The sequence below is a fragment of the Nocardia sp. NPDC051321 genome (assembly GCF_044455225.1).
In the GTDB taxonomy this organism is placed as follows: domain Bacteria; phylum Actinomycetota; class Actinomycetes; order Mycobacteriales; family Mycobacteriaceae; genus Nocardia.
In genome coordinates this window covers 19,587-45,105 of sequence record NZ_JBITEM010000011.1, presented here as the reverse complement: position 1 = coordinate 45,105, position 25,519 = coordinate 19,587, and the positions used below count along the sequence as shown (strand labels likewise).

The window sequence follows — 25,519 nt, the reverse complement described above, 5'->3', positions numbered from 1 at the left end:
TGATACCGGCCGATTTAGGGGGAGCTTTGCCGAAAGTCCGTGCGACGGCGATCATTACCGCCGCGCTGATCGTTGTGGTGCTGGTCGCGGGCTGCACCCGGCTGGTGGACGGCCGTGCCGTCTCCATTTACGACGACCCGTTCAAGGTGGCAGGACTGCCGACCACCAGCGGTCCGAGCGGCCCGCGAGAAGGTGTGCCGGACAGCTCGCTCAAGGCCACCAATGGCGACGGCAGCCCCGAAGACACTCTCGCCCTCAACGCGGTCGACGACATCCAGAGCTACTGGCACGCCGAATTCGGCAAGGAATTCCAGAGCGGCGATTTCAAGCCGGTCGACACGCTGCTGTCCTGGAGCGCGAAGTCGCCGCGCGGCGATGCCCGCGAATTCTGCAAGGAGACCACCTTTCACCTGGTGAACGCCGCGTACTGCCGGTTGGACAACTCCATCGGCTGGGACCGCTCCGTGCTGCTGCCCGCGATGATCGACACCTTCGGCAAGATGGCGGTGGTCATGGTGCTCGCGCACGAATACGGGCACGCGGTGCAGACCATGGCCAGGCTCGTCGGCGCCAAAGATCCGGTGATCGTGAAGGAACAGCAGGCCGACTGCTTCGCGGGGGCGTTCATGCGCTCGGTCGCCGAGGGCAAGTCCAAGCACTTCACCATCAACACCTCCGACGGCCTCAACTCCGTTCTCGCCGCCACCGTGGCCATCCGCGACTCCGACCCGAGCGACCCGGAGAGCGTGCACGGCTCGGCCTTCGAACGCGTCACCGCCGTGCAGATCGGATTCACCGACGGGGCGAAGGGCTGCAAGCGCATCGACATGGACGAGATCAACCAGCGGCGCGGCAACCTGCCGAAGGACTTCGGCAACGACACCGGTCGCGGCGAATATGCCATCGAAAAGAAAAACCTCGTCGAGCTCACCAAAGCTCTCGGCGCCGTCCTCCCCACCAAGCCCTCGCCGACCTACGACTACTCCGGTGCGAAGATCGACTGCACCAACGGTGCCGTCACCGAGCCGGTGTCCTATTGTCCCGCCACCAACACGATCGCCACCAATATTCCCGCCCTCGCCGAGCGAGGGGCCTCCAACTGGGACGTCGATGATCCGCTACCGCTCAAGGTAACCGGCGATTACAACGGGTACATCGTCTTCATTTCCCGATACACCCTCGCGGTACAGCGGAACCATGGCCAGCAACTCGTAGGAGCTAAAGCCGGTCTACGGGCCGCGTGTTTGTCGGGCGTGATCACCGGCAAACTCGCACAACCAGGCCGCCCGGTGTCGCAGGGCGACATCGCGCTCTCCGCAGGCGATCTCGACGAGGCGGTGTCCGGTCTACTCACCGATGGACTGGCCGCCAGCGACGTGGACGGACAAACCGTCCAAAGCGGATTCTCCAGGGTCGACGCATTCCGGGCAGGTGTGCTGAACGGCGAGAACACCTGCATGTCGCGTTACTCGTAGCTACGCTGGATTCATCAGCGCCGATCAGGGGGTACGCAGATGAAATCGACGTTAGCCAAACTACTTTCACTCACGGGCATTGTCATCGCGATCGCAGGCATCGAAGCCGTACCTGCCCAAGCGATCGCACTGGTCTTCGACACCGAAGCTGAATGCGAGCAGTTTCGTGCCGACCATCGAGACACATACCCAGACGGATGGTGCAAGCATCACGCATGGCCGGACGATGCCTACTATCCGAAATGGCAGTTCAATCCGCACTAAAATCGCACCGGGACCTCAGCCGCCGAAGGGTGGCGGCGCGGTGTGTTCGAAGCGCAGGACGCGGTTGCCGAGCATCACCTCGGCGCCGGGGACCAGGACCATGGATTGGTTGGGGGCCAGGCGAATCCAGTCGCGGTAGCCGGGCAGCCGGGTGCGGGTGCCGTTGGTGGAACCGCGATCCACCACGGTGACATCCCAATTCAAGAGGTGGATCTCGGCGTGGGCCCGGGACATGCCGCCGGAGGAGTCGTCCACCCGCAGCGGGACCAGGCCGCGCTGCGCGGCGTCGGAATGTTCTGGGTCGCGGCCGATCACGGCGTCGGCGGCGAGCACGTAGGTCATGCCGTCGTCGAGGATCAGCATGCCGAGCGGCGGGCGAATCACCTCGATCAGCGCCTGGGTCTGGTCCACCGGCATGCCGCACACCGTGCAGAACGCCGCGCGCGGATCGCTGGGATGCGCTCTGGCGCACTTGAATCCCATCACCTTGACGGTGAGTGCGGTGGCCTTCGCCGTCGCCTCCAACCGCCGCTGCAGTTCGGGATCGGGCGGCGGCGCCGGGCTCGTGCCGCGCACCTCGGTATGCGCCTGATGCGCGTCCTGGCCGGGCCTGTGCGCGTCGGTCGATGGGTGACTTCCGGTGTGCGGCCGCGCTTCTTGCTGACCTTGGGTCGGCGGGTCCTGGTCGATACGCGCGGTCGGCAGCCGCTCCTCGTCGTCGCGCCGATGCGTTCCTTCGCGCGACAGTCCCGACAGCGCCCTGGTCTTCACCTCGCCGGACCAGATGATCGCGCCGCCCGCCTGCGCGATGCCCTCGACCAGCCAGCCGATGCCGCGCTGCGCGGGCAGTTCCGGGATGCGGCCCTTCGCGTCGTCGACGAACAACGCGACGGCCCGCGCGGGCACCCCGGCCACCCGGTCCACCGTGAATGCCGCGTCGCTGCCCCGATGCCGCTCGACCGTGCCGTCCCCGGCAAGCACCGCGGTCACCGCACCGTGCAGAAATATCGCCACCCCACCGTTTTCCGCGGTGGACAGGATGCCGAAATCGATCGGCTCCCCCGGACTGATCTGCTCGGCGTCCTTCATCAGCCACCGGGTGGCCTGGCGTGCGATCAGCGCCCCCGGCCCATTCGGCTCGTGCCCGGTCGCCTCGCGCACCAGTTCGGCCAACGATTCCAGGGCAAGCGCGGCGGGTGAATCCTGCGTCAACCTGCCCTGTCCGCGATGCCCGACCACCACCACCGCCCCGGCGACACGGACCACCGCGTGACCACCGACGACGACCTCGACCTGCCGATCCATCAGAGGTATCGGCCTGTACCGAGCACGCGGTCCGGGGTCGTCGTCACACGAACCAGGGTATTGCAATCCCACAACTATCGACCCCCCTCCCAGGCGTCCGTCCGGTAACTTCAGTGGCAGCACGTGAAGAAACGAGGACCCGTCATGGTTCGGACATCGCGAATCGCGCTTGCCGCGTCGTGTATCGCATTGACTGGTCTGCTGGCCGGGTGCGGCGGCGTGCGGGGCGCCGCTACCGCGGGCGAAATCGACGTACGCCAACTGGAAGTCGGCAGCTATGCGGTCGACCACCACCAGTACAACCAGGACCCCGGCGACAAGGCCGCGGTCTGCTGGAAAGCGAAGGCGCACACTACGACACGCTCGGCGCACCGAAGGACGTGCCGGGCGCGAAATGCCTGCAGCTCAATAGCAAAGGCAATCCCGATCGCGAATACAAGTTCCGGTGCTACGTCTCCTACAAGCGTTATGTGGGTGTCGTGACCAGCGACAAGGAGCCGGACGTCCGGCAGAAAGTGGCCGCGGAGTACGCGCTGCTGGCGAACAGTCTGTGAGACGGACCCTGAACGTTGTGGCCGGGTGTCGCGCCACCTGGTGACGTAGGATTCCGCGGGAACCACAGTCGTTAGGGGAGGATGTTGCAACTCAGCGCGAGGACGACGCCGCACAGAACGGCGTATGCCCTGGTCATGGCGGCAGCATTGGCGTTCGTCAGCGGTGGGTGCGAGTCTGCTGAGCAGCCTGCGGACCACCCGGCACCTTCCGTTGATCTCGGTAAGCTCGACGTCGGGAATTACGACACGAATCCGCGTCAATTGGGGGTGGTGAAAAGTCTCGAGCAGGCTCGGATAATCGAAGCGGAGCGGCTGGGCAATTTCGTGCCTGCGCCGCGAGACATCGACCCCCGGTTCGTGCACAGCAATCCGTTCGTCGCAACGGTCTTCACCGACCCGAAGTTCGCCCTGGGCAGGATCATGGCTATCGACCGGTTCGCCGAAGCTGCACCGGACTTCGTCGCAGGTTTCCAAGCCTTCGGCCGAACCGCCGAAGGTCCCCGTGGCGTCGATTTGATGAACGCGGTCATGATCTTTCCGGACGAACAGAAGGCCGCGGACGCCGCTGTGGCACTGGAGCGGGTCGATCACGAGGCCAGCGATCGCAATACCACCGTAGCCATACCGAAATACCCTGCGGCGCGTGCGCACTGGCAACCGAACCAGCAGTCGATCGGATCCTGGTATGCCACCGGCAAATTCGTCGTCTACACCTGGATCTACGACTACCTGAAGATCTTTCTGGAAAAGGTCGACCTGCCCGCATTGCTTGCGCTGGTGGAGAAGAGCCTCGACACGGTGGTTCCGTCCATCAGCAAGTTCAACCCGACCCCGCCCGACAAACTCATGAGCCTGCCGATCGACCTGGACGGCATGCTCAACCGCACCATCGCGCGGCCGACGGAAGATGCGTGGCTCAATCCACCCGGCGCGTACCAAGCCCGCACCGCGCTCCATCTCGTCAATGACCCGGCCAGCACCCTCAGCGCCATCGAGAAAGCGGGCGCCGACAGATACGCGACGAATGGCGTCGATCTCTATCGAGCCCGCGATGCCGCCGCAGCCGAGACGCTGCAGCAAGACATCAGTGGTCTGACGAAGCGGTTCAAGAAATCCGACTCCCCGACGAATCTGCCCGCAGCCCAGTGCCGCGAGTACATCGGGCGGGGAAACTTGGCGATCCGCTTCTATTGCTCGGTATCCTACGACCGCTATGCCGCGTTCTCTGCGTCGCACCAACTGCTGGACGCGCAACAGCGGATCTCCGCCGAGTACACGTTGTTGGTGAATACCCGATGAAACGCGCTTCCGTCCCGCCATTCGCCGTGTTGCTGGCGGCGAGCCTCACCGCGTGCGGATCAATCATGGCCGGGACCTCGCATCCCGCCGAGGCCGACATTCGCACACTCGATACCGGGTCCTATCTCACCGAGCCGCTCAATGCGCATGATGACGACTACCTGCCCGATTTAACCAGCATGCCGCATGTCGCCGCTATGCGATTGTCGGACTATGTGCTGCCTGCCTACGAAATCGATCCGAACCTGAAATTCGGCCAGCTGCCCAACGAGATATCCCGTGGTCTGCCACCCGATGAGCTGGGTAACGAAGACGATATGAAGCCGATCGCCGAACGGAACAAACTACTGTTCGGGTTCCAGACAACCGGTTTCGATCAGAAAACGTCGATCGTCCCATCCAGCTGGCCGATCAAGACAACACAGCACGCGACGGCGATCTCGACCATGGTCATGCAGTTCCCCGACTCCGAGCGTGCCGCCGCCGCGGCCGCCGAGTTCTATGACGCGGATCTGAGCGCCAACAGGGAGCACAACCAGCCGGTAGCACTGCCGAAATACAATACCGCCCACGCACATTGGCGGCCTGGCACACCATTTCTGCGAACCACCCTCGCCCGTGGCCCTTATGTCGTCGCCTTTCTCGTGTCCACCAGCGAGCCCGACCTGAACGCACTCACCGCGCTCGCCGAAAAGTCCTACGACACACAGCTTCCCGTGCTGGACCAACTGAATCCACTCACTGATGAAGAACTTTTCCAACTGCCATGGGACCCCGATCATCTGCTGAGCCGCGCGTTGAATCCGATCAAGGTCGAGATACCCGCGATCGGCAGCCAGGCACTCTACAATTTGCGCGGCATCATCCAGTACGCCGACGACCTGAGTATCGCGAAGCAACGTTTCAGCGCGATGAATGCGGATCGGTTCGCCGTTTCCGACGGCACGATCGTGGCCCGCACACCAGACTCGGCTGCGGCGAAGAAGATTGTTGCCGAAAAACTTACTCCTGCACCAGTAGCACGCGATGCCGATGCTCCACCGAATGTGCCGGATTCAACCTGCGTCGAGAACAAACGCGACCCCAACGACTTCGACATCAAAAGATATACATGCGTCGTCGCCTACCGCCAATACGCGGGATTCGTGACCGGTAACCAATTGCTCGATGTCCAGCAACGCGCCGCCGCTCAGTACGCAATCTTCGCGAACAGCCGCTAATGCGACGCACCCAGCCCACCCCGAGCGGTCCAGTATGCTGCCGCGTGGGGAGGACCGACTCAGGAGATTGTGGATCATGGCGATAAGCCCCGGCACCATCGTGGGCGGGTACCGCGTCCAGGGCGTGCTCGGCGCGGGCGGCATGGGCACCGTCTACCTGGCCAAACATCCCAGTCTGCCGCGCATGGACGCGCTGAAGGTGCTCAGCGGCGAACTCAGCAACGACCATGAGTTCCGCACTCGCTTCGAGCGGGAGGCCAATCTCGCCGCAGGCCTCGACCATCCGAACATCGTCTCGGTGTACAACCGCGGTGAAGAAGACGGTCAGCTGTGGATCGCCATGCAGTACGTCGACGGCACCGACGCGTCTGCCGAGCTGGCCCGCGACAAGCATTCCATGAATCCGCTTCGCGCACTACGCATTACCACCGAGGTCGGCAAAGGCCTCGACTATGCGCACCGAAAAGGCTTGCTACACCGCGACGTAAAGCCTGCCAACTTCCTGCTCTCCTCCACCGAGGGCGACGAAGAACGCGTCCTGCTAACGGATTTCGGCGTCGCCAAGTCCAACGACGACACCACCGAACTCACCCAGACCGGTAGCTTCGTCGCCACCATCGCCTACGCTCCGCCCGAGCAGCTGGTCGGCGGCCACCTCGACCACCGGGCCGATATCTACAGTCTGGCCTGCGCCTTCTTCAAGCTGCTCACCGGCCGAAACCCCTACCCCGCAACGCAACCCGCGCTGGTCATGATGGGGCACCTGCACGAGCCGCCGCCGCTCGCCACCGCGGTGGATCCCCGCCTGCCCGCCTCCATCGATCGTGTCTTCGCCAGGGCGATGGCGAAAAACCCGACCGAGCGTTTCAACACCTGCCGCGAATTCACCGACGCGGCCGCGAGCGCGCTGACCCCGGGCTACACCCCAGCCCCCATCAGTACCTCGCCTACCTATCCCGTTCAGTCCTACGATCCACGACCGAATACCGATCCACGCGTTACTTTTTCGGGACCGCAGACGCTGGCAGCCGTACCTGCGAACTCGCGCAAGCGGTGGGTCATCGGAGCGGGTGTCGGTGTCGTCGTTGTCGCACTGGCAGCGGGTCTCGGGATCTGGGGGCTCGGCGGTAGCGACAAACCCGGCACCAACACCGCCGTCGCCACCACCGCGGCGAGCTCTACTGCCGCCGTGAGTGCGTTGCCGTCGATCGAGCAGGCCCGCGCCACCAATCCAGCCTTCCGTGGCAAGACCATCACGGTGGTGGATGTGCCGCACTCTTCCGGTTTCAACAAAGAGGTCTCGATCTTCCTCGGCGGCACCGCACAGTCGAAGTTCCTCGAAGACTTGGGCTTTGTCTACAACTTGAACTACGTCGCGCAGGGTGGCGAGCCATCGCCGCGAGCGATGCCGGGGTCAGACTCGCTGCAGGTGGGGCCCGACAGCTACGTCCTTGCCGTTCGGACCGACGAGGAGGCCGGCGGTGGCGGGCTGCGCGGTCTGCCGTATCAGGTCGCGGGTACTCGGGCTACCGTCATTCCGCTGGACGATCCTGAAGCCGTAGCCGCCTTTCGTAATTGGACTCCTGGCTCGGAGCAGGTGCTGCTCGACAAGCTGGTCCCGCTGCTGCAGAAGCGGATCAAGTAGCCCGAGCGGCGTCGCGGGACGACGGTCCCGGGTGTTATGTTGCCGACTGCGATACGTCGCCGCCGCAGGCTGGATCAGCGCGCGCACGTATACCCGGGGGGATCACTGCGCATTGCTCGTCCTCCTGCTCGCCGGCCGATGGAGGGAACGATGCGGAGAGCACTGAGAACACTGGCCGCCGGACTGGCCGTCCTATCGGTGGGCACAGCGGGATGCGGGTCGGACTCCCCGCCGTCGCCGCCCGCAGCCGATATCAGCCAACTCGACGTCGGTAGCTACGCGACCGCACCACGCGAGATCGGCAAACCCGGATTCGATCGCGCACGTCTGAGCGAAGGCCAGCGCCTCGCCAGCTTTGTCCCAATGCCGATGGACATCGACCCACGGTTCGCCATCCACGCTCGCCCCGATATCAACTCGATTTTGGGATTCATCGAAACCATATGGACACTCGGGCTTTCCAAAGACATCTTCCGCGCGAGTGCGCCGGGCTTCACAGCAGGTTTCTACAGTTCCGGGTATTCCGACGAAGATGTGTTGATTGCCACGACCCTCAAGAACACTGTGCTGTTGTTTTCTGACCAGCAGGCCGCCACCCTGGCCGCTGCGGCGCTCGCACCGGCCGTCGCCGCGGCGGAAGGGGCGAGCGAACCGGTCACCATCGGCAAATATCCGGACGCTCGCGCGTTCTGGAAACCGGGTAAGCAGGAGCTGCACTCGTTTCAAGCGAGCGGGCAATACGTCATCTACACCACGATCAAGGACCAGGCCAAGATCGTGCTCGACACCACCGACCTACCCGCCATGGTCGCGCTTGCGGAGAAGAGCATCGATACGGTCGGCACCCGGCTGCGCCAGTTCCGCCCGACGCCGCCGGACAAGCTGACGGATATCCCCCTTGACCACGACGGCATGCTCGGGCGCACACTTCCGCGACCGAACGAAGACGGTTGGCGCAACCCTCCCGGCCTGTACGACCGCACCGGCGCGCTGCATACAAGCAGTGCAGCCGTATCGGACAAAAAGCTGTTCGAGGAAGCCGGGGTCGACTGGATGGCGAACAACGCCGGGCTTCTCTATCGCGCGCAGAATCCTGAAGGTGCGCAACTTATTCGAGAGCGCCACAGCGCATCGAGCAAGCTGTTTCGCCGGATCGATCCGCCGAAGAATCTGCCCGATGCGCGCTGCCTCGAGTTCCGCGCGAAGAATGTGCTCGTCCCTAGGTTTTATTGCGTAGCGGCCTACGACCGCTACACCGCGGAGGTGTGGTCGGATCAACTGATCGATGTGCACCAACGGATCTCGGCGCAGTACGCGATTCTCGTGAAGGCGAAGTGAGCCCATGGTCAACAGAAGTGTCCGACTTACCGCGGCTACCGCCATACTGCTGACCATCGCCGGGTGCGGTTCATCGGCAGTCGGCTCACCGAAGCCGGGCGAGATAGACGTCCGCACCCTCGATGCCGGGAAGTACTCGACGGAGCCGTTGGATACCTACGAGGAATACTCGCACTCGCTGCGCAGAGGAACCTCACTGGCCGTCTCACGCCTGGCCAACCATGTAGTGACCGGTATCGACATCGACCCCAAGCTGCGATACGGCACCGGCGTCCAGGAGATCACCAAACCCGACGACGTCAAGAACGCCTTGGCGGAGCAGAGCGTATCGATCGCGGCGCAGCACAAGATATTGTTCGGGTTCGCTTCCGGCAGTAGCGATTTCCTGCCGGAACCTGCGGTTGCCGTGCCGTCGGACTCGACACTCACCACGGTGACCGTCATGCAATTCCCGGACCCCGAGTCGGCCGAGCGGGCGGCGGTCGAATTAGAAGACGCCGATTTCGCCGTGTCCCCAGAGCAGAACGAGCGCGTGCAGCTCCCGAAATACCCACTGGCGCATTCTCATTGGCGTCCAGGAACGCCAACGATCGGATCGGTCATCGCGCATGGAAACTATGTGGTCAATACGTTCATCTCCACATCCCAGCCCGACCTAGCCGCCCTGACCGGCCTTGTCGAGAAGGTCTACGCGGCACAGCTACCGATGCTCGACACACTCACGCCGCTGTCGGCCGAACAGGTCCTGCGATTGGACTTCGACCCCGAGGGCGTGATCCGACGGGTCCTCAATCCGACAAAGATTGCCGTTCCCGACGTCGGCGGACTCGCGGCATACGAACTGCAAGGATTTCTGCACTGGCAGACCGACCGTGCAGCGGCGAAGAATCTTTACGCAAACGGGGACCGCTTCGTCTTTTCGGACGCCTACTCGGCGACAACGAACAGCTATACCAGAGGAATCGCGCAAAGTTTCGGCAAGGGGATCAGCAGATTCCTGGATGGAGCCATCGTCATCCGAGCCCGGGATATCGACTCGGCGCGAGCGCTGTGGTCGACGATTCTCGACGCACCGGATACCGGCCAAGCACCGCCGAAGGTTCCGGACAGCAAATGCGCCGAGCATCCGACAACCAGATATGTCAAAGACTGGATATGCGCCATTCAGTACCGCAACTACGTCGGCTATGTGTGGAGCACCCAACTACTGGATGCCCAGCAGCGCGCGGCCGCGCAGTACGCACTGCTCGCCAACAGCCAGTAGCGCACTGCACTGTCAGACTGACGGCTTTCCTGCCGATATACCTGCAATCTGCTGTAGCGGGAGCCATAGTGGTTGGGTAAGGTATACGCAGCCAGCCCACTCGCCAATCAAGACATCAGCGAGCAGGGGGAAGGAGGGGAGCCGAGCGCTGGCGTTGCAAGCATGCCAAGATGACTACGTCCGTGGCCTGACGAGCGGGCTACACCAAGCCCCGACAGCACGGACGAGCAGGGCAAAGGACGCTGGGGTCTGATCTCCGTAGGGGGAGATCCAAAATTTCTCGAATCGGATGGAACCGATCAGACCTATCGAGCGTCCAATCAGATGTACAGGCCAACTGGGGGCTTCTGCCGTTGGCCGAGACGGGAAACCGAGAAGGAGCCGAAATGGCAGGACAGCTCGAAGCGAACAACGAGATCATCGAGAAGTTCGCACAGAACTGCAGGGATCGTCACATCGCTCTGCAGAACGCGATCACCGCGCTGAACACGAAGTCGGATGACACCACCGCGACCTGGAAAGGCCAGGCCCGGGGCGCGTTCGATTCGCTCATGGACAACTACTTCGCCCAGGCGCGCAAGCTGAATGACGCACTGGACCAGACTGCCGACAAGCTCACGAAGGCCGGCAAGGCGTTCGCGGCGCAGGACGAGCAGTTCGCCCAGCAGGTGGCGCAGCAGGCTTCCAGCCTGACGCTTCCCTGATCGATCAGCCGAACCACCAGATACCAAGGAGGAGCCCCAGATGACAGCGAACGATCCAAGCACGATTTCCTCTAACTTCGGAGCGGTCGAGGCTGGCGCCCAGTCCATCGTGTCCGAAGCGAAGAACATCTCGAGCATGCTCGAGGACTTCCACAAGCAGGTCACCGACTTCGTGACCAACTACTGGAAGGGTGACGCCAACGACGCGTTCGCCCAGCTCCAGACGCAGTGGAACACGAGCGTTACCCAGCTGAACGCCACGCTGGAGACCGCCGGTCGGGCAGTCAGCTCCGGCAACACGGATCTGCAGAGCACCGACACCAGCCTCGCAGGCCTTTTCTGAGATCCTGTCTCGGCCAATTCGGGCCCCCGGCAAACTACTTGCCGGGGGCCCGGATTATGCGTGGTCCGAACGTAGTCATGAATGCCGACGTAGCTCAATAGGGTGGTACCGCAAGCCTTTACCGGAACGAAGCAAGGCTTGCACTACTGAATAACGCGGACCGAACTGCCGAAGTTCTCGCACGTAGTCGACAAAGACTGCCAGTCGTTGTCGGCATATTGGCAGCCGACGCTGACCTGAATCCCATACTCCAGCAGCACATGCCAGCGGACTGTGGAGCCATCGCCGGGGCGTTCGGTGTAGGCGAGGGTGGAGCGGCCGCCGTAAACAACGTCGCGCTTCAGGTCGGACATCACACCGGCTGGGCGCTGGTTCATCTGGGTCTCGAGCTTCGCCGCGACCTGCTCGTAGCTCGCGCCCGGCGCAACCGGGGTTTGCGTCACGGTGACACGTAGGCGAGCGCCGTCGTCCGGGGACAGATCCACTCGGGATTTGCCGTTGGCATCGGGGGTCGACGCAATGTGCCAGCCATCCGGGGTCTGAAAGCGAATGCGGCCATAGGTTTCCGGCCCGGTAGCGGTGGTGGGTGGGGCGGTGCTACTCGGTGCCGATTCGCTGCTCGGGGGTGGAGTGGAGCCCGGTGCGGCGGTTGGGTTGTCGTCAGATCGGTTCAGGAACACGACCCCTCCGACGATAGCGGCGGCAACCACAATCACCGCGGCGATGGCGGCACCCACATAACCGAGACCGCTACGGCGCGGCCGTTGAGCGGCGGCGCGTTCGCGTAGCGGCTGCATCCACTCGGTCTGTGGCAGCGCGGACGGTAATTCCGCCTGGTAAATCGGTTCGGTCTGGTGGCCGCGGATGAGCTCGGGCCCGGTGAGTGCTCGCAGCCCGACGCCCGGCCCGCACCGCTGCTGAACGGCCGTGCGGAGGAGTTCGAGTTTCCCGACATCGGTGACACCCACGGTTTGGGCGAGGTCGGCGGGCTGGCCGTCGAGTAGCCGATCGATCAACGCGCACAGTGCGGTGAAGCCGGGCGATTCTGGAAGTACCTCGGCGAGCGCGAGAGTTGGCGCGTGCTCACAGGATTCGATGTGCACACCCTGATGGCTGCGGATGACCGTGGTTGCCGTGGTGGTGAGGGCACCGAACTCCAGTACCAGCGTGCGACGACTGTGGCTGGTACCCTCGTCCGCCGCGACGGCCCGCACCGCGAGTTCCTCGAACACGACGTCCGCCGTGAAGCGACGCGCCGCCTGGTCGAGCACGGAGCGACGCGACGCACCCCATTCGGTCGGACAGATCAGGGTGATCCGCTCACACGGCGCGGCGACCCGCAGGTTCTCCAGCACGGCGGCGAATATCGCGGTCAACCCGTCGGCGACAGACGGGACGCGCGGCAGCAACGCGACCGCCTCGGCGGGCAGGTACTGCACCGCCGAACTAACCTGCGTCGGCGGCGTCAGCGACTCACCTACCACCAGGTCGAACCCGTTGCTGCCCAACACGATCGAGGGCGCCACGTCCCAGTGCGTCGTCGCGCCACGCGCCCAGACGCGCGTGTCGGTGACCACGAGCTCGACGGTGGACATCAGGTTGTCGGCGGCATCCAGGCCGTCTGAATCAGACCCTCGAAATTCTTAGCGACATAGGTGCCGCGCCCTGGAGGCATCAGGCTCGGCCGCGTCGTACCCATCAGCACACCCTCGTCACGGCTACAGCTCATGATCAGACCGGCCGCGGTGAGGTCCTTCATCCGCGCCAGCGTTGCCTCGAACATCGCGCGGCCCGCGCCACCCGAGCGCCGGGCGATGATCAGATGGAAGCCGAGGTCACGAGCGTGCGCCAGCTGTTCCAGCAACGCCTGAACCGGGTTACCACTGGACGTGGCCACCAGGTCGTAGTCGTCGATGATGACGTACAGCTCGGGTCCGCTCCACCATGAGCGTTCCTTCAACTGCTGCGGCGTCACATCCGGGGCGGGCGAGCGATTTTCGACATACGCGGCGAGATCGACCATGTTCTGGGTGAACTGGGGCGCGGTCGAACCATATCCGGCAAGGTAGCCCTCCGGCACGATGCCGAGCATGGAACGCCGATAGTCGCCCATGATGATCCGCGCTTGGTCCGGGGTGTTCGACGCGCAGATGCTCTCGACGATGGAGCGCAACAGCGTTGTCTTGCCCGACTCGGTGTCGCCGATGATGATGCAGTGCGGAGTCACGTTGAAGTCCAGGTAGACCGGGGCCAGCTCGGCTTCGTTGATACCGAGCGGGAACCGCATGCACTTCACCGAATGGTCGAGCTGCGATGGCCAGTTCCCGGCCAGGTAGAGCAGCTGCTCGCGCGGCAGTTCCTCGGGCAGCATGCGCACCGGCGGGGCCGGGCGGCCCGGAGTCAACCGGGCGATGGTCGCGACCGCGTCGCCGACCGCCTGGCCGAGATCGCTCGGGTCCGAACTGCCGTCGATGCGCGGCAGACCGGTCAGCATGTGCAAGGTGTCCGGCGTCATACCGCGGCCTGGGCGGGCCTGCGGAACCATCGAGGCGAACTTGCGACCGAGATCCGAATCCATCGGATCACCAAGGCGCAGTTCGATTCTGGTGGCGATCTGATCCTTCAGCGCGGGCCGCGCCTCACGCCAGCCCGCCAGCGCGATGACGATGTGCACGCCATACGACAGACCCTGCACGGCCAGGTTCATGATCGTCTGTTCGAGCAGCTCGAAGTCCTGGCGGATGGAGCCGAAGCCGTCGATCACCAGGAACACATCGCCGAACGGATCCTCGTGCGCACCGGTCGCGGCCGGGCTGCTGGCCGGATCCATGGCGCGCAGGCGGCGGAACTCGGTCATCGACTCGATGCCGAGCTGCCGGAACCTGGCCTCGCGGGTACGCACGATGGTGGTCATTTCGGCGACGGTCCGCCGGACCTGGTCGCCGTCCAATCGGCTTGCGACAGAACCGACATGCGGCAGACCCTGCAGGCTCATCAGCGTGCCACCACCGAAGTCGAGGCAGTAGAACTGCACCTGCTCGGCGGTGTGGGTGAGCGACATGGCCATGATCAGCGTGCGCAGCGCGGTCGACTTGCCGGACTGCGGGCCGCCGACGACGGCGACATTGCCTCGGGCACCGGACAGGTCGACGACCATCGGGTCACGCCGCTGGTCGTAGGGCCGGTCGACGATGCCGATCGGCGCACGCAGCGTGGCCACCGCGGCGTACTCGCCGGTGAGGATGGAGCGCGGGATGAGCTGGTCGAGCGTCGGCGCCTCGTCCAAAGGCGGCAGCCAGATCTCGTGCGCGGGGCGGCCGTGGCCGTTGATCCGCGAGACCAGCATGTGCACGTTGGAGACCTGTTCGCCGTCGTCGCCCTGCTGTTCACTCTCGGTCGGCTCGGCGGGCAACGGGACCCGGTCGATCGCCCGGAAATCCACGTGCGTGGCGGTGAACGGCCGCGCCTTGATGTCGATGTCGCCGGATTGGGTGGCGACGGTGATATCACGCTGCGAGCCGCCGCCGACGTACGGGCCGGAAACGTAGGAGGCCTGGAACCGGACGATCTCGCCGGAGTCCGACTTCAGGTAGCCGCCACCGGGGTTGTTCGGCAGGTTGTAGGCGTCGGGCACGCCGAGCACCTGACGGGATTCGTTGGCGGAGAAGGTCTTCAGGCCGATCCGGTAGGACAGGTGGCTCTCCAGGCCCTTCAGCTTGCCCTCTTCGAGGCGCTGCGAGGCGAGCAACAGGTGCACGTGCAGCGAGCGGCCGAGGCGACCGATCATCACGAACAGTTCCGCGAAATCCGGGTGCTGGGTGAGCAATTCGGAGAACTCGTCGAGCACCACGAACAGCGCGGGCAGCGGATCGAGGTCGGCGCCCGCCGCGCGGGCCTTCTCGTATTCGGAGACGTTGGCGAAGTTGCCCGCGGCGCGCAGTACTTCCTGGCGGCGGTTCATCTCACCGGCCAGCGCGTCCTTCATACGGTCGACGAGGTCGGCTTCTTCTTCCAGGTTGGTGATGACGGCCGCGACGTGCGGGACACTGTCCAACCCGAGGAAGGTCGCACCACCCTTGAAGTCGACGAGCACCAGGTTGAGCTGGTCCGGCGAGTGCGTGGCGAGCAGGCTGAGCACCAGGGTGCGAAGGAACTCCGACTTACCGGAACCGGTCGCGCCGATGCACAGGCCGTGCGGGCCCATGCCGTTCTCGGCGGCTTCCTTGATGTCGAGTTCGACGGGCAGGCCGTCGGCGCCGACGCCGAAGGCCACCCGCAGCCGCTCCCTGCCGTAGCGCGGGCGCCACGCGTGTTCGGGGTTGAACATGCCGATATCGCCGAGGCCCATCAGCTGACTCCAGGTCGAAATCACCTCGGAGTCATCGGTTTCCACGTCGCTGCTGCGCTGGGTCGCCGCGCGGTACGGCGCGAGCCTGCGGGCCACCTGCTGCGCCTGCTGCGGGCTGATCCGGTCGATCAGCGCGAAGCGCTCCTGGTTGCCGGTCGCGCCACGGCCGACGCACTCGCCGTTTTCCACGATCATCTTGATGCCGCGCGACACCGCCAACCGCGGCGCGTAGCCGCACAGGTCGATGATGGTGACGCCCTCGTAGCCCGATTCGCGCAGCTGATCGTCCTCGGCTTCCAGCAGGCCGCCGTCGACGATGATCACGATGTGCACCATGTTCGCGTTGGCAGGCTGGTTACGCGAGTACCTGACCCGGTTGCCGAGCAGCGGCTGCAGGCCGGCCATGGCTTCCCGGATGGAGCCGTAGAACATGCGCTGGGTGCCGATGCCGTCCTGCGCGTCGGGATGCTGGGTGTGCGGGAGCCACTTGGTCCACTCCCATTCGCGCGCGGTGTCCGGACCGCAGACCACCGCGAACAGCACCTGGTCCGGTGCCTGGAACATGCTGAGCTGCAACAGCATCGCGCGGGTCATGTCCCTGGCCTCGACGCGGTCGCCGTCCAGCGCGATGGTCGCGAAGCCCTTGACCGCGATCGCGGTCGGCAGGTCGGGCACGGTCGAGTGCGCGCGCACGAAGCGGCGCAGCGAGACGGCCGCGATCGGCTCGAGCTCTTCGACCGGTCCGGTCTCCGGCGCGACCAGGCGGGTCGCCAGCCGTTGACCGCCGACGCCGATGCGGGCGTGGCAGAAATCCTTGTCGCCTGCTCGGCGCTCCCACATGCGGCTGGTGCCCGCGAGCATCCAGATCAGGGTGGGTTCGGGATGGCTCCACTCGACCGAGGCGCGCTGCTGGGTGGCCGTGGTGTCGACGTCGCGGCGCACCTGGTCCAGATAACGCAGATAGTCCTTGCGGTCCTCGTTCGCCTCGGCGGCCTTGGCACCCTTGCCGCCGCCCTGGCCCGCGAACATGCCGACCATCGAGAACATCATCATGAGCGGGAACATCATGCTCATCGGATTCGACCCGATGCCACCGCCCTGGGTGAACATCAGCGCCATCATGCCGACCATGCCGACGATCATCACGACCGGCATCAGCTTCATCAGCAGGCTGCCGGGGGTTACCCGGGGGATCTCGGGCGGCGGCTGCAGAGTGACCTCGCCACCAGGCGATCGCGGCATCTCCCGACGCGCCCGCCGCTGAAACCGGACGGTACTCATTCCGCCGCCTCGCTAGAGCTCGGTTCCCTCATGGTGCGAGAATCCCCCTCCTCGACTGCTGTGATTCCGGCTCAGTGTAGAGGCCGTCGCCGACATGTCGTACAGTTCGACCAGCATTCTGCTGCCCGAACCGTGGGTTCGCAAACTCGACGTAGGGTCTCGGGTTTGCGAAAATACGAGGTAGAAGACGAGTTGGGGGAAGCTTGACGCACGCGCGACTTGACCACATCGATGAAAACTCCTCGCACGGCATCGTGCGCGCACCGGATCTTGCCCGGGTGACCATCCTCGCCAAGCACACCCAGGTGGATATGGCGATCCCGGTGGACGTGCCTGTCGCGCTGGTGATTCCGAGCGTCGTCGACATGGTCGCACAGCACAGCCGCACCAACGACTTCGACAACGAGGGCGAGCGCTTCGAGCCGGCCGAGTGGGTGCTGGCGCGGATCGGTCATCCCCCCTTCTCCAATTCGCTCAGCCTCGGCGAGCACGGTGTCCGCGACGGCGAGCTGCTCATGCTGGAGAGCGCCTCGCACACCGCGCCGACGCCGCTGTTCGACGACATCATGTACAACGTCGCGATCGCCGACACCGACCATTACCGCAGCTGGACCCCGAAGGTCGCGCGGATAACCGGTTCGGTGCTCGCGGCGCTCACCATGCTCGTCGGCTGTCTCGGGCTGCTGCTGTCCACCGGTTCGCTGCCCTACTGGGTCAGCGGTTCGGTCGCCTTGGCCGTGACGATCCTGCTCGTGGTCGCCGCCATGGTGCTCAGCCGCATGTACGGCGACACCTCGACCGCACTTGTCCTCGGCGGCTGCGCGCTACCGACCGCCTTCACCGCGGGCATGCTCTACGTGCCCGACCACTACGGCTGGCCGAACCTCCTGCTCGGCTCGGTATTGTTCGGCGCGACAGCGGTATTGGCGTGGCGAGTCAGCGGCGTCGGCCTCGCGCTGTTCATCGGTGCAACCACCCTCGCGGTCTACGCGGTACCCGCCGCCCTGGTCGGCCTGCTCACCGCGCAGCCGGAACGCGCGATCGGCGCCGGTGCCGCGGCGCTCGGGCTCGCCGGTCTCGCCATGGGACCGCGGATCTCCATGCTGCTGGCCAAACTGCCACTGCCGCCGGTCCCCTCGCCCGGCACCCCGATCGACCCGACCGAAGACGACCCCGACGATCACCGCGCCCTGCCCACCATGGAGGCACTGCGGGTGAAGTCGGAACGGGCCCGCATGTACCTGGCCGGCCTGGTCGCCGCCACCACCGTGGTCACCGTCGTCGGCGCACTGGCCGCCACCGACCCGATGGCCGACGACCCCTACTGGCAAGGCATCGGCCTGGCCATCGTGTGCGCCGCGGTCCTGATGTTCCGCAGCCGCACCTACGCAGGCGCCGAACAAGCCGTCGTCCTCATCGCGGGCGGCGCCGGCATCGTGCTGATCATGTTGGTAGGAGCCGGTTTCGAGATGGAACAACCCCTCGCGGTCTTCGGCGCCGCGATGGTCATCCTGATCGCCGCCCTCATCCTCGGCATCATCATCCCCAACCAATCCGCCACCCCACCCATGCGCCGCGGCGTAGAACTCCTCGAATACGCCTTCGTCGCCGCCGTCCTCCCCCTCGTCTTCTGGGTAGCCGGCCTCTACTCCCTCGTCCGCGGGCTGTGAACCGGATCCTGCGCACCAGCGCCGCGGCGACGGTGCTCGCACTGAGCATGTCGTTCGGGTTGGGCGCGAGTCAGGGTGTGGCGTATGCGGATCGGCCGCCGCCGGTGGACCCGACGTTGCTGCCAGCGGGCGACCCCGCCGCGCCGCCGGACAAGACAGAGCAGAAGTCCAACGCGCCGTGCGTAAGTACCCAGCAAGGCGGGGCAGGCCCTACCACTCCGATACCGCAGATGGCCCTCAATCTGGACACTGCCCAGAGGTTCTCCCAGGGCGCAGGTCAACTTGTCGCGGTCATCGATACCGGCGTCGTGCGCCACCCGCGCCTACCCGACCTCGACGCTGGTGGCGATTATGTAGCTGAAGGCGGTGACGGTACCAGCGACTGCGACGCACACGGCACCGTCGTCGCAGGCATCATTGGCGCAAAACCCGTGGCCGGCCAAGGCTTTTCCGGGGTAGCGCCCGACGCACGGATCCTGACAATTCGGCAGAACAGTGGGCTGTTTCAGAAGGCGGGCCGGACAGGCGAACAGCGACCCGAGGATGGGCCGGACGGGTACGGCCCAATATATACGCTCGCGTCCGCAGTCCGGCGGGCGGCGGACCGAGGTGCGACGGTAATCAATATCTCTCTGGTCCTATGCGCAGAACGTTCCCATAACCTCGATGACGGACCGTTGGGGGCCGCCCTCCGATACGCCACTCTCGAGCACAATGCCGTTGTCGTGGTGGCTGCGGGCAACAAGGAGAAGGCGTGCAATGCAGGCAACCCCGATGTCGATCCCGTCAACCCGCGCGGTGATCTATGGAAGAACCTGAACACCAACATCACGCCTGCTCGGTTCGATGATTATGTCCTCGCCGTGGGTTCCATTGACAAGAACGGGCAACCATCGAAATTCACCGTGCCCGGTCCCTGGTTAGGCGTGGCAGCACCCGGTGAGGACATCGTGTCACTTGATGCCCGCGGCACCGGCACCATCACCGGATTCGTGAACGAGCAGCAAGGGGTTACACCTCTACAAGGCACCAGCTTCGCTGCGCCGTACGTCGCCGGTGTCGTCGCGCTCGTGCGCGCTCGCTTTCCCGAACTGAGCGCACTCGAGGTGATCAAGCGCATCGAGGCCACCGCGCATGCACCCGCTGAAGGTTGGAATCCCTATGTCGGCTACGGCGCGATAGACCCGGTCGCCGCCTTGACCGACGAGGTTCCGCCCACCCTGCCACCGAAACAAGCGACCAGCCCCAGCAGCATGCAGCTCGCGGTCCCCGCGCCCACACCACCCCCGGACAACCGAGCTCGCAATATCGCCCTGATCGGCAGCGGCACCGTCGCCATCCTGCTGATCCTGGGCATGCTCGCATCCTTCCCGATCCGCCGCCGATTCGGCATCTCCGGCGACGATATGTAGCAGTAGGGCCTAAGCGAATTTCGCTGAGGCCCTACCTGTATTCGTAATCGCTACTGCGCGAACGTCATGGGAGACGCGTAGTACTCACCCGTATCTGCCTTGTAATCGCAGTTCCAGTACGGCCTCTGACCGTAAGCATTGAGCTCATTTATGCAATCCCATTCTGTGGCAAATGGCCCAGTGCTCATCGGGGGACGCTGAGCAACCGCCTGCCCGCCAGCGATGGCACCGACTCCCCCAATCGCCGCAGCGATCATGGATATAGACGCGATCGCCCTCATTGCGTTCTTCATCGTTTCCCTCTTCAGTTGCCCGAGCGACTGTCTCGCTCGGAATTCGGCTGAACCTCAGCAGCAGGTCGCCTGAACGCCCCTGACTACGCCGTCCCCACCCGAAACTTGTTCTGACACTTGGTATGACGCAGCAAGATCGCGATCGGTTCCATCGATTCGGGGAATCTTTGGTCCGATCGGCGCAGCGGAGGTTTCGCCAAGGCACTCGGCGCGGCTCGGCGACTCATGCGAGCTGACTGGATATCGGGTGGGGTGCAGGTAGCGTCTGCACGGCAAACCGCGGTACACAGGGTGCCGGATCCGAATCGACGCAGGTAGTTCCCATGGCGCAGCAAGAGCAAGCAGTCAGCAGCACGTCCGTCGCGAAGGGACCGAGCCGCCGCCAGGCGTGGGAGCGTGTCACGGGTGTGCCGATGGTGCTGCTCGCGGTGCTGTTTCTCGGCGTCTACGCCTGGTTCGTGCTGGACACCGGCGCCTCGCCACAGTTGGATGCCTGGCTCGGCCGGGTGGACGTGGTGATCTGGGTGCTGTTCGCGGTCGACTTCGTGATGCGGCTCGGGTTGTCTACTCGCCGTTGGGAATTCCTGCGCACGCATCCGGTGGAGCTGTTGATCGTGATTGTTCCGCCGTTTCGGCCGTTGCGGTTGGTGCGGGCGGCGGTGCTGGTGCTCGGCACGTTGAATCGGCACACGTTGACGCACCGCACCCGGCTGGCGGTGTTCGTCGGCACCAGTTCGGTGTTGATCCTGTTCCTGTGCAGCCTGGCCTTTTTCGACGCCGAGTACGGCGTCGAAGGCAGCAAGGTGCTGAATTTCGGTGACGCACTGTGGTGGTCGGCGGTCTCGGTCACGACGGTCGGTTATGGCGACGTCTACCCGGTCACCGTCGAGGGCAGGTTGATCTCCCTGGTGTTGATGACCTTCGGCATCGGCATCATCTCCTTCGCCATCGGCACCACCACCAGCTGGGTGATCGATCAGCTGAAGACCGTCGAGGAGTCCGCCGACCGCACCGATAGAGAGATCACGGTGCTGGTCGAGGAGATTCGGGCGTTGCGCGCCGAGATCGCCGCACTACACGCGAACGACGCCGCGAAAACCTCGAATTCCGTTGGCGCGGACGGTCTCTAGTCGACTACTTCGCCGACGCGATCGGCTGCTTGGCCGGACTCGGATCGGGGGCTACGCCGTCGTGGGCGACCATCGCTTCTTCGCGACCCATGGTCGGCCCGCCGGCGAGTAGACCGACGATCGGCCATGGCGCGGGCTCTGGCGTCACGCCACCCTCGGTGTCCATACCGAGCGCTTTCGCCGCATCCTTGTTTTTGATGCCGAAGCGCACGCCGGTGTCGGAAATGTAGAACAGGCTGTCCTTGCGGCGGCTGTCCGGTTCGATGCCGGTGGTTTGGACGAAGGCGCCCGAGCCCGGCTTGAAGTACACCGAGTCGACGTTGTCGCCCTTGCCGTCGGCCTGCGCGAGCGGGACCAGCTTGGCGCTGCTCGGCATCGGCAGATCGCTGGCGTCGATCACGGCCAGTTCGGCACGCACGGCGACGTCGGTGTTGCCCGCCGCGCCGGTGATCGGCTTCCACGACAGGCAGCTCACCGGGCGAGAGCTGGTTTGGATGATCGTGGGCGCGACGTCCGGGTAGGTGTCCACTTTCAACGCCCTGGACGGCTGCGCACGAGCCGCCTCGAAATCGCCGATGGCCGTACCGTGGTCCGCGCTCGGCTGCGAACTGCGGATGATCGCGGCGGTCAGCGGGCTGATCGGCTGCAGGCCGTCGCGCAGGATCACGGCGTTCTGATCGGCCTTGCCTGCGACCTGAACCACCGTGCCGATCTTCAGGTTGTTGATCGGGTAGCTGGGCGTCCCGCCTGGATCATCGATCTTCGGCGGCATGATCTGATTCACCTCGGGGATGGAGTTCAGTAGCCCTTCGCTGATCGGCCGCGGGGTCGCGCCGCGGATCTTCAACGGAACGGTGACGGACGGGTCGGTCATGTCGACGCGCGCCCGCGTGTTGTTCCACACCAGGTAGGTGGCGTCTTTGCCCTTCACCAGCAGGCCTTGGTCGCGGCCCATGGCCGACGCTTTGTCGCTGAGATCGAGGTCGCCGATCAATACCGAGGTGGTGCGGTCGTCGCTGCCATCCGTCTTCAACGAATCGCAGACGGTCCAGCTTCGCCCCTTGCCCGCCTTGTCGAAGATCAGCGAACTGGGCGCACCCGGGATGCCGATCAGCTGGCCGCGCGGCTTCTTGCCGAGCTCGGAATCCTTGACGATCGTCGGCTTCGACGAATCGTCAGCGGCCAATCGGGCCGAGGCAAGGTTGAGGGTGGGGTAAACGACGTTGTCGATCTGCACATAGACGCCGCCGGATTCCTTCGCGATCAGGATCTTTTTGTCGCCGATTTTGTCCTGCGGGCGCAACAGCGCGAGTACACCGCAGCCTGCCAACACGACGATCGCCAAAACCAGCCCGGCCGCGTAGGCCCGCGACTGCGAACGCATCGGGTCGTGCAGCATCCGCACGTCCCGGCGGACCAGGGCGTGCTCCATCCTGCGAACCAGAAAGCGGTAGCCGCTGACCTGCCACCGAGTGGTGGGTTTTGAAGGCATTATTCCTCCCCCGAACAGTGCTCACGTTCGCGCAACACAGTACAGTTCCCGAGGACTCTTGTTCAGCTCGGCCACTACAAAACGGCCGACACCGGGTACTTGGGGGACGACGATGGCGGAACCTGCCGGGGCGGGACCACGGCCGCTCCTTGGCCGAATCTCGCTGCAGAATCTGTTGATTGCACAGGTCATCGGCTTTATCGCAGGCGTGGGGGCATTGCTCGCCGGGCTGCGGCCGTTGATCGCGCTCGGGGTGGGCATCGTCGTCGCGCTGATTCCGCTGATCCCGATCGCCAAGCGCACGGTGTTGGACTGGATCGCGACCTGGTGGCGCTACCTCACCAAGCGTGAGTACGAGATCGGCCAGACCGTCGACTACCGCGGCACGGACGGGCGCTCACTCGGGCTGTACTGGGAGGGCAGCCGAGTGGTCACGGTCGTCGAGGTGCTCGCGCCTCCCGGCGGGCTGACCAGGATCGCCCGCAACACCGTGCACGCCTCACACCTGCTTCCGCTGCCGGAATTGGCGAAATGCCTGAGCCAGCACGACATCCTGCTGAGCGGCATCGACATCGTCAGCCACGGCCACCGCAGCAGGTCGGGTACGCCGGCAGGCAAGATCTACGAATCGCTGCTCGGGCCGCTGCCCGCCACCGCGCATCGCACCGTCTGGTTGGCGATCGGTTTCGACGCGGTGGCCTGTCCGGAGGCGGCGGCGCGACGCGGCGGCGGCGCGGAGGGCGCTTCCCGCGCGGTCACCATCGCGACCCAGCGCATCATGCGCGCGCTGGAAGACGCCGACTGCAATGCCCGCATCCTGACCGCGCCGGAAATCCGCAAGGCGGTCCTACAGATCACCAGCGGCTTCGACCCGCGCACCCTCGAACATCGTTGGCGCTACGCCGAAATCGGCAACAGCGTGAACATCGGCATGGCGGTCGACCCGAAGCGGCTCGGCTCGGATCTGCTCGCGCAGCTGTGGGTGGCGCCGTCGCGCGGCACCACGGTGGCGGTGCGGCTGCGGCCGGGTAGCTCGGCGGAGACGGTGAGCATCGGCGCCGGGTGGCGACTGACCGCGCGGGAACTGCCGGAGCGCAGCAAGCTGTCCGGCATGGTGTCGATGCACGGGCGGCACCGCGACGGGCTGCTCGCCCATCTGCCGCTCGCCGTGCCCGGCGTGGACGCGACCGTCCCGATGAGCGAATACCCGATCGACCTGATCGACTCGCTGCACCTGCCGTCCTCGGGCTGCGGTCAGTTGATCGGCTCGGACGATGAGGGCAACGGCGTCGCGGTTCGTATCGTCGGCGCGGGCATCTCGACCGTCTACGTGGCCGGAGAGCTGTATCTCGCACAGCAATTGGTGTTCCGCGCGCTCGCGGTCGGCGAACGCATCCTGATCCGCACCGACCGCGCGCACGCCTGGGAAAACCTGGTCACCACCATCGGCAACCCCGAGCGGCTCACCCTCGCGGTCGAAACCCACCAGTCCGACGCGGGTTTCACCGCAACCGTGGTGGACGGCGTCCTCGCGCCCGCCCCGCACGCCGGTGTCACCACGATCTACGTCACCGGCGACCCGATGGGCTGGCCCTCCACCCGCCCCGACCTCTCCCTGCACCAGCCCCAAGCGATCGGCAACCACGTCATCCTGCGCACCGGCGCCGCACAGGTAGACCTCACCCTCGTCTCCATCCCCCGCGAAGCCACCTACATCGGCCACCCCCGCGGCCGCCGCGTACCGCAGCATCAATAGGCACCCTGATCGACGCGCCATGCACGATTCGTGCGTGGCGCGTCGCTCTTTGCAAAGCAAGTTCATCGCCAGAGCGATTGGTGCGTGACGGTCAGCCGGGGTAGGGGTCGGTGGTTCGGGCGGTGCGCAAGGTTCTTGCCCACCAGGACAGTTGGCGGAGCATGCGGGTGGTGGCGTCGATGGCGGCGCCGTCTCGGGTTTCGCCTTCGGCGTCGAATTGGCGCTTGGCCTGGTGGAAGCTGACGGTTTCGCGGATCGAGACCATATGGATTTCGGCGACGACCTGACGTAACTGTTCCACGGCGCGCAGGCCGCCGGAGAGTCCGCCGTAGGAGACGAAACCGATGGGCTTGGCGCGCCATTCGTGTTTAGCGGTGTCGAAGGCGGTCTTCAGAGACGCCGGGTAGCCGTGGTTGTATTCGGAGGTGATCGCGACGAAGGCGTCCGCGGCGGCGAGGCGAGACCGGAAAGCCACGGCCTCGGGGGCCTCGGTGAGATCGGTCGGCAAGTGAGTATCCGCCAGATCTATGACGCCCGTGTCGAACTCGGGGTGCGCGCGTACTGTGCGCAGGAACCAGTCGGCGACCACCGGAGCAAAACGCTCCGGACGCACGCTGGCCACGATGACCTCGAGCCGCAACGGAGTGTCCACCGCGTGAGCGTAACGGGCGCGGCCGGACGGAGTCCGTCAATAGACTGCGCGTGGCCGAGTGAATGCGGCAATGC

Annotated in this window: 19 protein-coding genes; 14 read left to right on the top strand and 5 right to left on the bottom strand. The window is 65.0% G+C overall.

Annotated elements, in window-relative coordinates; translation table 11 throughout:
• Window positions 1–26 precede the first annotated feature (26 nt).
• Both ACIA8C_RS25975 and ACIA8C_RS25970 read left to right on the top strand, forming a co-directional pair.
• On the top strand, window positions 27–1,475 hold the full coding sequence (locus tag ACIA8C_RS25975) for a metallopeptidase (protein ID WP_397139010.1): 1,449 nt from the start codon (window positions 27–29) through the stop codon (window positions 1,473–1,475).
• A gap of 39 nt (window positions 1,476–1,514) precedes the next feature.
• Entirely contained in the window at window positions 1,515–1,739 is a 225-nt protein-coding gene (locus tag ACIA8C_RS25970; protein ID WP_397139008.1) for a hypothetical protein, read from the top strand.
• A gap of 15 nt (window positions 1,740–1,754) precedes the next feature.
• On the opposite strand, the gene ACIA8C_RS25965 is transcribed toward ACIA8C_RS25970, so the two are convergent.
• Window positions 1,755–3,044: an FHA domain-containing protein gene (locus ACIA8C_RS25965; protein WP_397139006.1), complete on the bottom strand. Its 1,290-nt coding sequence runs from the start codon at window positions 3,042–3,044 to the stop codon at window positions 1,755–1,757.
• A gap of 380 nt (window positions 3,045–3,424) precedes the next feature.
• On the opposite strand from ACIA8C_RS25965, the gene ACIA8C_RS25960 reads away from it, so the two are divergent.
• The 8 genes from ACIA8C_RS25960 (at window position 3,425) to ACIA8C_RS25925 (ending at window position 11,411) form a co-directional block, all read left to right on the top strand.
• Window positions 3,425–3,598, top strand: coding sequence for a hypothetical protein (locus ACIA8C_RS25960; protein WP_397139004.1), 174 nt, complete (start codon window positions 3,425–3,427; stop codon window positions 3,596–3,598).
• Window positions 3,599–3,682: 84 nt separating this feature from the next.
• A complete protein-coding gene (locus ACIA8C_RS25955) occupies window positions 3,683–4,897 on the top strand; it encodes a hypothetical protein (protein ID WP_397139002.1) in 1,215 nt (404 codons plus the stop codon).
• A complete protein-coding gene (locus tag ACIA8C_RS25950; RefSeq protein ID WP_397139000.1) occupies window positions 4,894–6,117 on the top strand; it encodes a hypothetical protein in 1,224 nt (407 codons plus the stop codon). The genes ACIA8C_RS25955 and ACIA8C_RS25950 overlap by 4 nt, the downstream gene beginning before the upstream one ends.
• 76 nt (window positions 6,118–6,193) lie before the next feature.
• Window positions 6,194–7,762, top strand: coding sequence for a serine/threonine-protein kinase (locus tag ACIA8C_RS25945; RefSeq protein ID WP_397138997.1), 1,569 nt, complete (start codon window positions 6,194–6,196; stop codon window positions 7,760–7,762).
• Window positions 7,763–7,960: 198 nt separating this feature from the next.
• On the top strand, window positions 7,961–9,100 hold the full coding sequence (locus tag ACIA8C_RS25940; RefSeq protein WP_397138995.1) for a hypothetical protein: 1,140 nt from the start codon (window positions 7,961–7,963) through the stop codon (window positions 9,098–9,100).
• 4 nt (window positions 9,101–9,104) lie between these two features.
• Window positions 9,105–10,364, top strand: coding sequence for a hypothetical protein (locus ACIA8C_RS25935; RefSeq protein WP_397138993.1), 1,260 nt, complete (start codon window positions 9,105–9,107; stop codon window positions 10,362–10,364).
• Window positions 10,365–10,750: 386 nt separating this feature from the next.
• The gene (locus ACIA8C_RS25930; RefSeq protein WP_397138991.1) at window positions 10,751–11,068 is read left to right on the top strand and encodes a WXG100 family type VII secretion target; all 318 of its coding nucleotides are present in this window, start codon (window positions 10,751–10,753) and stop codon (window positions 11,066–11,068) included.
• A 40-nt stretch (window positions 11,069–11,108) separates the two neighbouring features.
• Window positions 11,109–11,411, top strand: a complete 303-nt coding sequence (locus ACIA8C_RS25925; RefSeq protein ID WP_379286841.1) for a WXG100 family type VII secretion target — start codon at window positions 11,109–11,111, stop codon at window positions 11,409–11,411.
• 143 nt (window positions 11,412–11,554) lie between these two features.
• Here the strand turns inward: ACIA8C_RS25925 and ACIA8C_RS25920 are convergent, their stop codons facing one another.
• On the bottom strand, window positions 11,555–12,988 hold the full coding sequence (locus ACIA8C_RS25920) for a type VII secretion-associated protein (RefSeq protein ID WP_397138988.1): 1,434 nt from the start codon (window positions 12,986–12,988) through the stop codon (window positions 11,555–11,557).
• Window positions 12,989–13,005: 17 nt separating this feature from the next.
• The gene (gene eccCa / locus ACIA8C_RS25915) at window positions 13,006–17,040 is read right to left on the bottom strand and encodes a type VII secretion protein EccCa (RefSeq protein WP_397138985.1); all 4,035 of its coding nucleotides are present in this window, start codon (window positions 17,038–17,040) and stop codon (window positions 13,006–13,008) included.
• Between the two features lie 203 nt (window positions 17,041–17,243).
• On the opposite strand from eccCa, the gene eccD reads away from it, so the two are divergent.
• From eccD to ACIA8C_RS25900, 3 genes are all read left to right on the top strand, one after another.
• On the top strand, window positions 17,244–18,710 hold the full coding sequence (gene eccD, locus ACIA8C_RS25910; RefSeq protein ID WP_397138982.1) for a type VII secretion integral membrane protein EccD: 1,467 nt from the start codon (window positions 17,244–17,246) through the stop codon (window positions 18,708–18,710).
• 47 nt (window positions 18,711–18,757) lie between these two features.
• Complete coding sequence (mycP, locus tag ACIA8C_RS25905; RefSeq protein WP_397139604.1) at window positions 18,758–20,122, top strand: type VII secretion-associated serine protease mycosin; 1,365 nt, start codon at window positions 18,758–18,760, stop codon at window positions 20,120–20,122.
• Between the two features lie 616 nt (window positions 20,123–20,738).
• The gene (locus ACIA8C_RS25900; protein WP_397138979.1) at window positions 20,739–21,545 is read left to right on the top strand and encodes a potassium channel family protein; all 807 of its coding nucleotides are present in this window, start codon (window positions 20,739–20,741) and stop codon (window positions 21,543–21,545) included.
• Between the two features lie 4 nt (window positions 21,546–21,549).
• Here ACIA8C_RS25900 and eccB read toward each other — a convergent pair whose 3' ends face one another.
• Window positions 21,550–23,037, bottom strand: coding sequence for a type VII secretion protein EccB (gene eccB / locus ACIA8C_RS25895; RefSeq protein ID WP_397138977.1), 1,488 nt, complete (start codon window positions 23,035–23,037; stop codon window positions 21,550–21,552).
• A gap of 112 nt (window positions 23,038–23,149) precedes the next feature.
• Here eccB and eccE point away from each other — a divergent pair, with 112 nt between their 5' ends.
• A complete protein-coding gene (gene eccE, locus ACIA8C_RS25890; protein ID WP_397138975.1) occupies window positions 23,150–24,793 on the top strand; it encodes a type VII secretion protein EccE in 1,644 nt (547 codons plus the stop codon).
• 91 nt (window positions 24,794–24,884) lie between these two features.
• On the opposite strand, the gene ACIA8C_RS25885 is transcribed toward eccE, so the two are convergent.
• A complete protein-coding gene (locus tag ACIA8C_RS25885; protein ID WP_397138973.1) occupies window positions 24,885–25,445 on the bottom strand; it encodes an NADPH-dependent FMN reductase in 561 nt (186 codons plus the stop codon).
• Window positions 25,446–25,519 lie beyond the last annotated feature (74 nt).

Excerpts from the sequence above, each read along its gene's own strand:
- ACIA8C_RS25970 (WP_397139008.1), top strand. The coding sequence starts at position 1,515 with ATGAAATCGACGTTAGCCAAACTACTTTCACTCACGGGCATTGTCATC.
- ACIA8C_RS25965 (WP_397139006.1), bottom strand. The coding sequence starts at position 3,044 with ATGGATCGGCAGGTCGAGGTCGTCGTCGGTGGTCACGCGGTGGTCCGT.
- ACIA8C_RS25950 (WP_397139000.1), top strand. The coding sequence starts at position 4,894 with ATGAAACGCGCTTCCGTCCCGCCATTCGCCGTGTTGCTGGCGGCGAGC.
- ACIA8C_RS25945 (WP_397138997.1), top strand. The coding sequence starts at position 6,194 with ATGGCGATAAGCCCCGGCACCATCGTGGGCGGGTACCGCGTCCAGGGC.
- ACIA8C_RS25935 (WP_397138993.1), top strand. The coding sequence starts at position 9,105 with ATGGTCAACAGAAGTGTCCGACTTACCGCGGCTACCGCCATACTGCTG.
- ACIA8C_RS25930 (WP_397138991.1), top strand. The coding sequence starts at position 10,751 with ATGGCAGGACAGCTCGAAGCGAACAACGAGATCATCGAGAAGTTCGCA.
- ACIA8C_RS25925 (WP_379286841.1), top strand. The coding sequence starts at position 11,109 with ATGACAGCGAACGATCCAAGCACGATTTCCTCTAACTTCGGAGCGGTC.
- eccCa (WP_397138985.1), bottom strand. The coding sequence starts at position 17,040 with ATGAGTACCGTCCGGTTTCAGCGGCGGGCGCGTCGGGAGATGCCGCGA.
- mycP (WP_397139604.1), top strand. The coding sequence starts at position 18,758 with ATGTCGTTCGGGTTGGGCGCGAGTCAGGGTGTGGCGTATGCGGATCGG.
- ACIA8C_RS25900 (WP_397138979.1), top strand. The coding sequence starts at position 20,739 with ATGGCGCAGCAAGAGCAAGCAGTCAGCAGCACGTCCGTCGCGAAGGGA.
- eccB (WP_397138977.1), bottom strand. The coding sequence starts at position 23,037 with ATGCCTTCAAAACCCACCACTCGGTGGCAGGTCAGCGGCTACCGCTTT.
- eccE (WP_397138975.1), top strand. The coding sequence starts at position 23,150 with ATGGCGGAACCTGCCGGGGCGGGACCACGGCCGCTCCTTGGCCGAATC.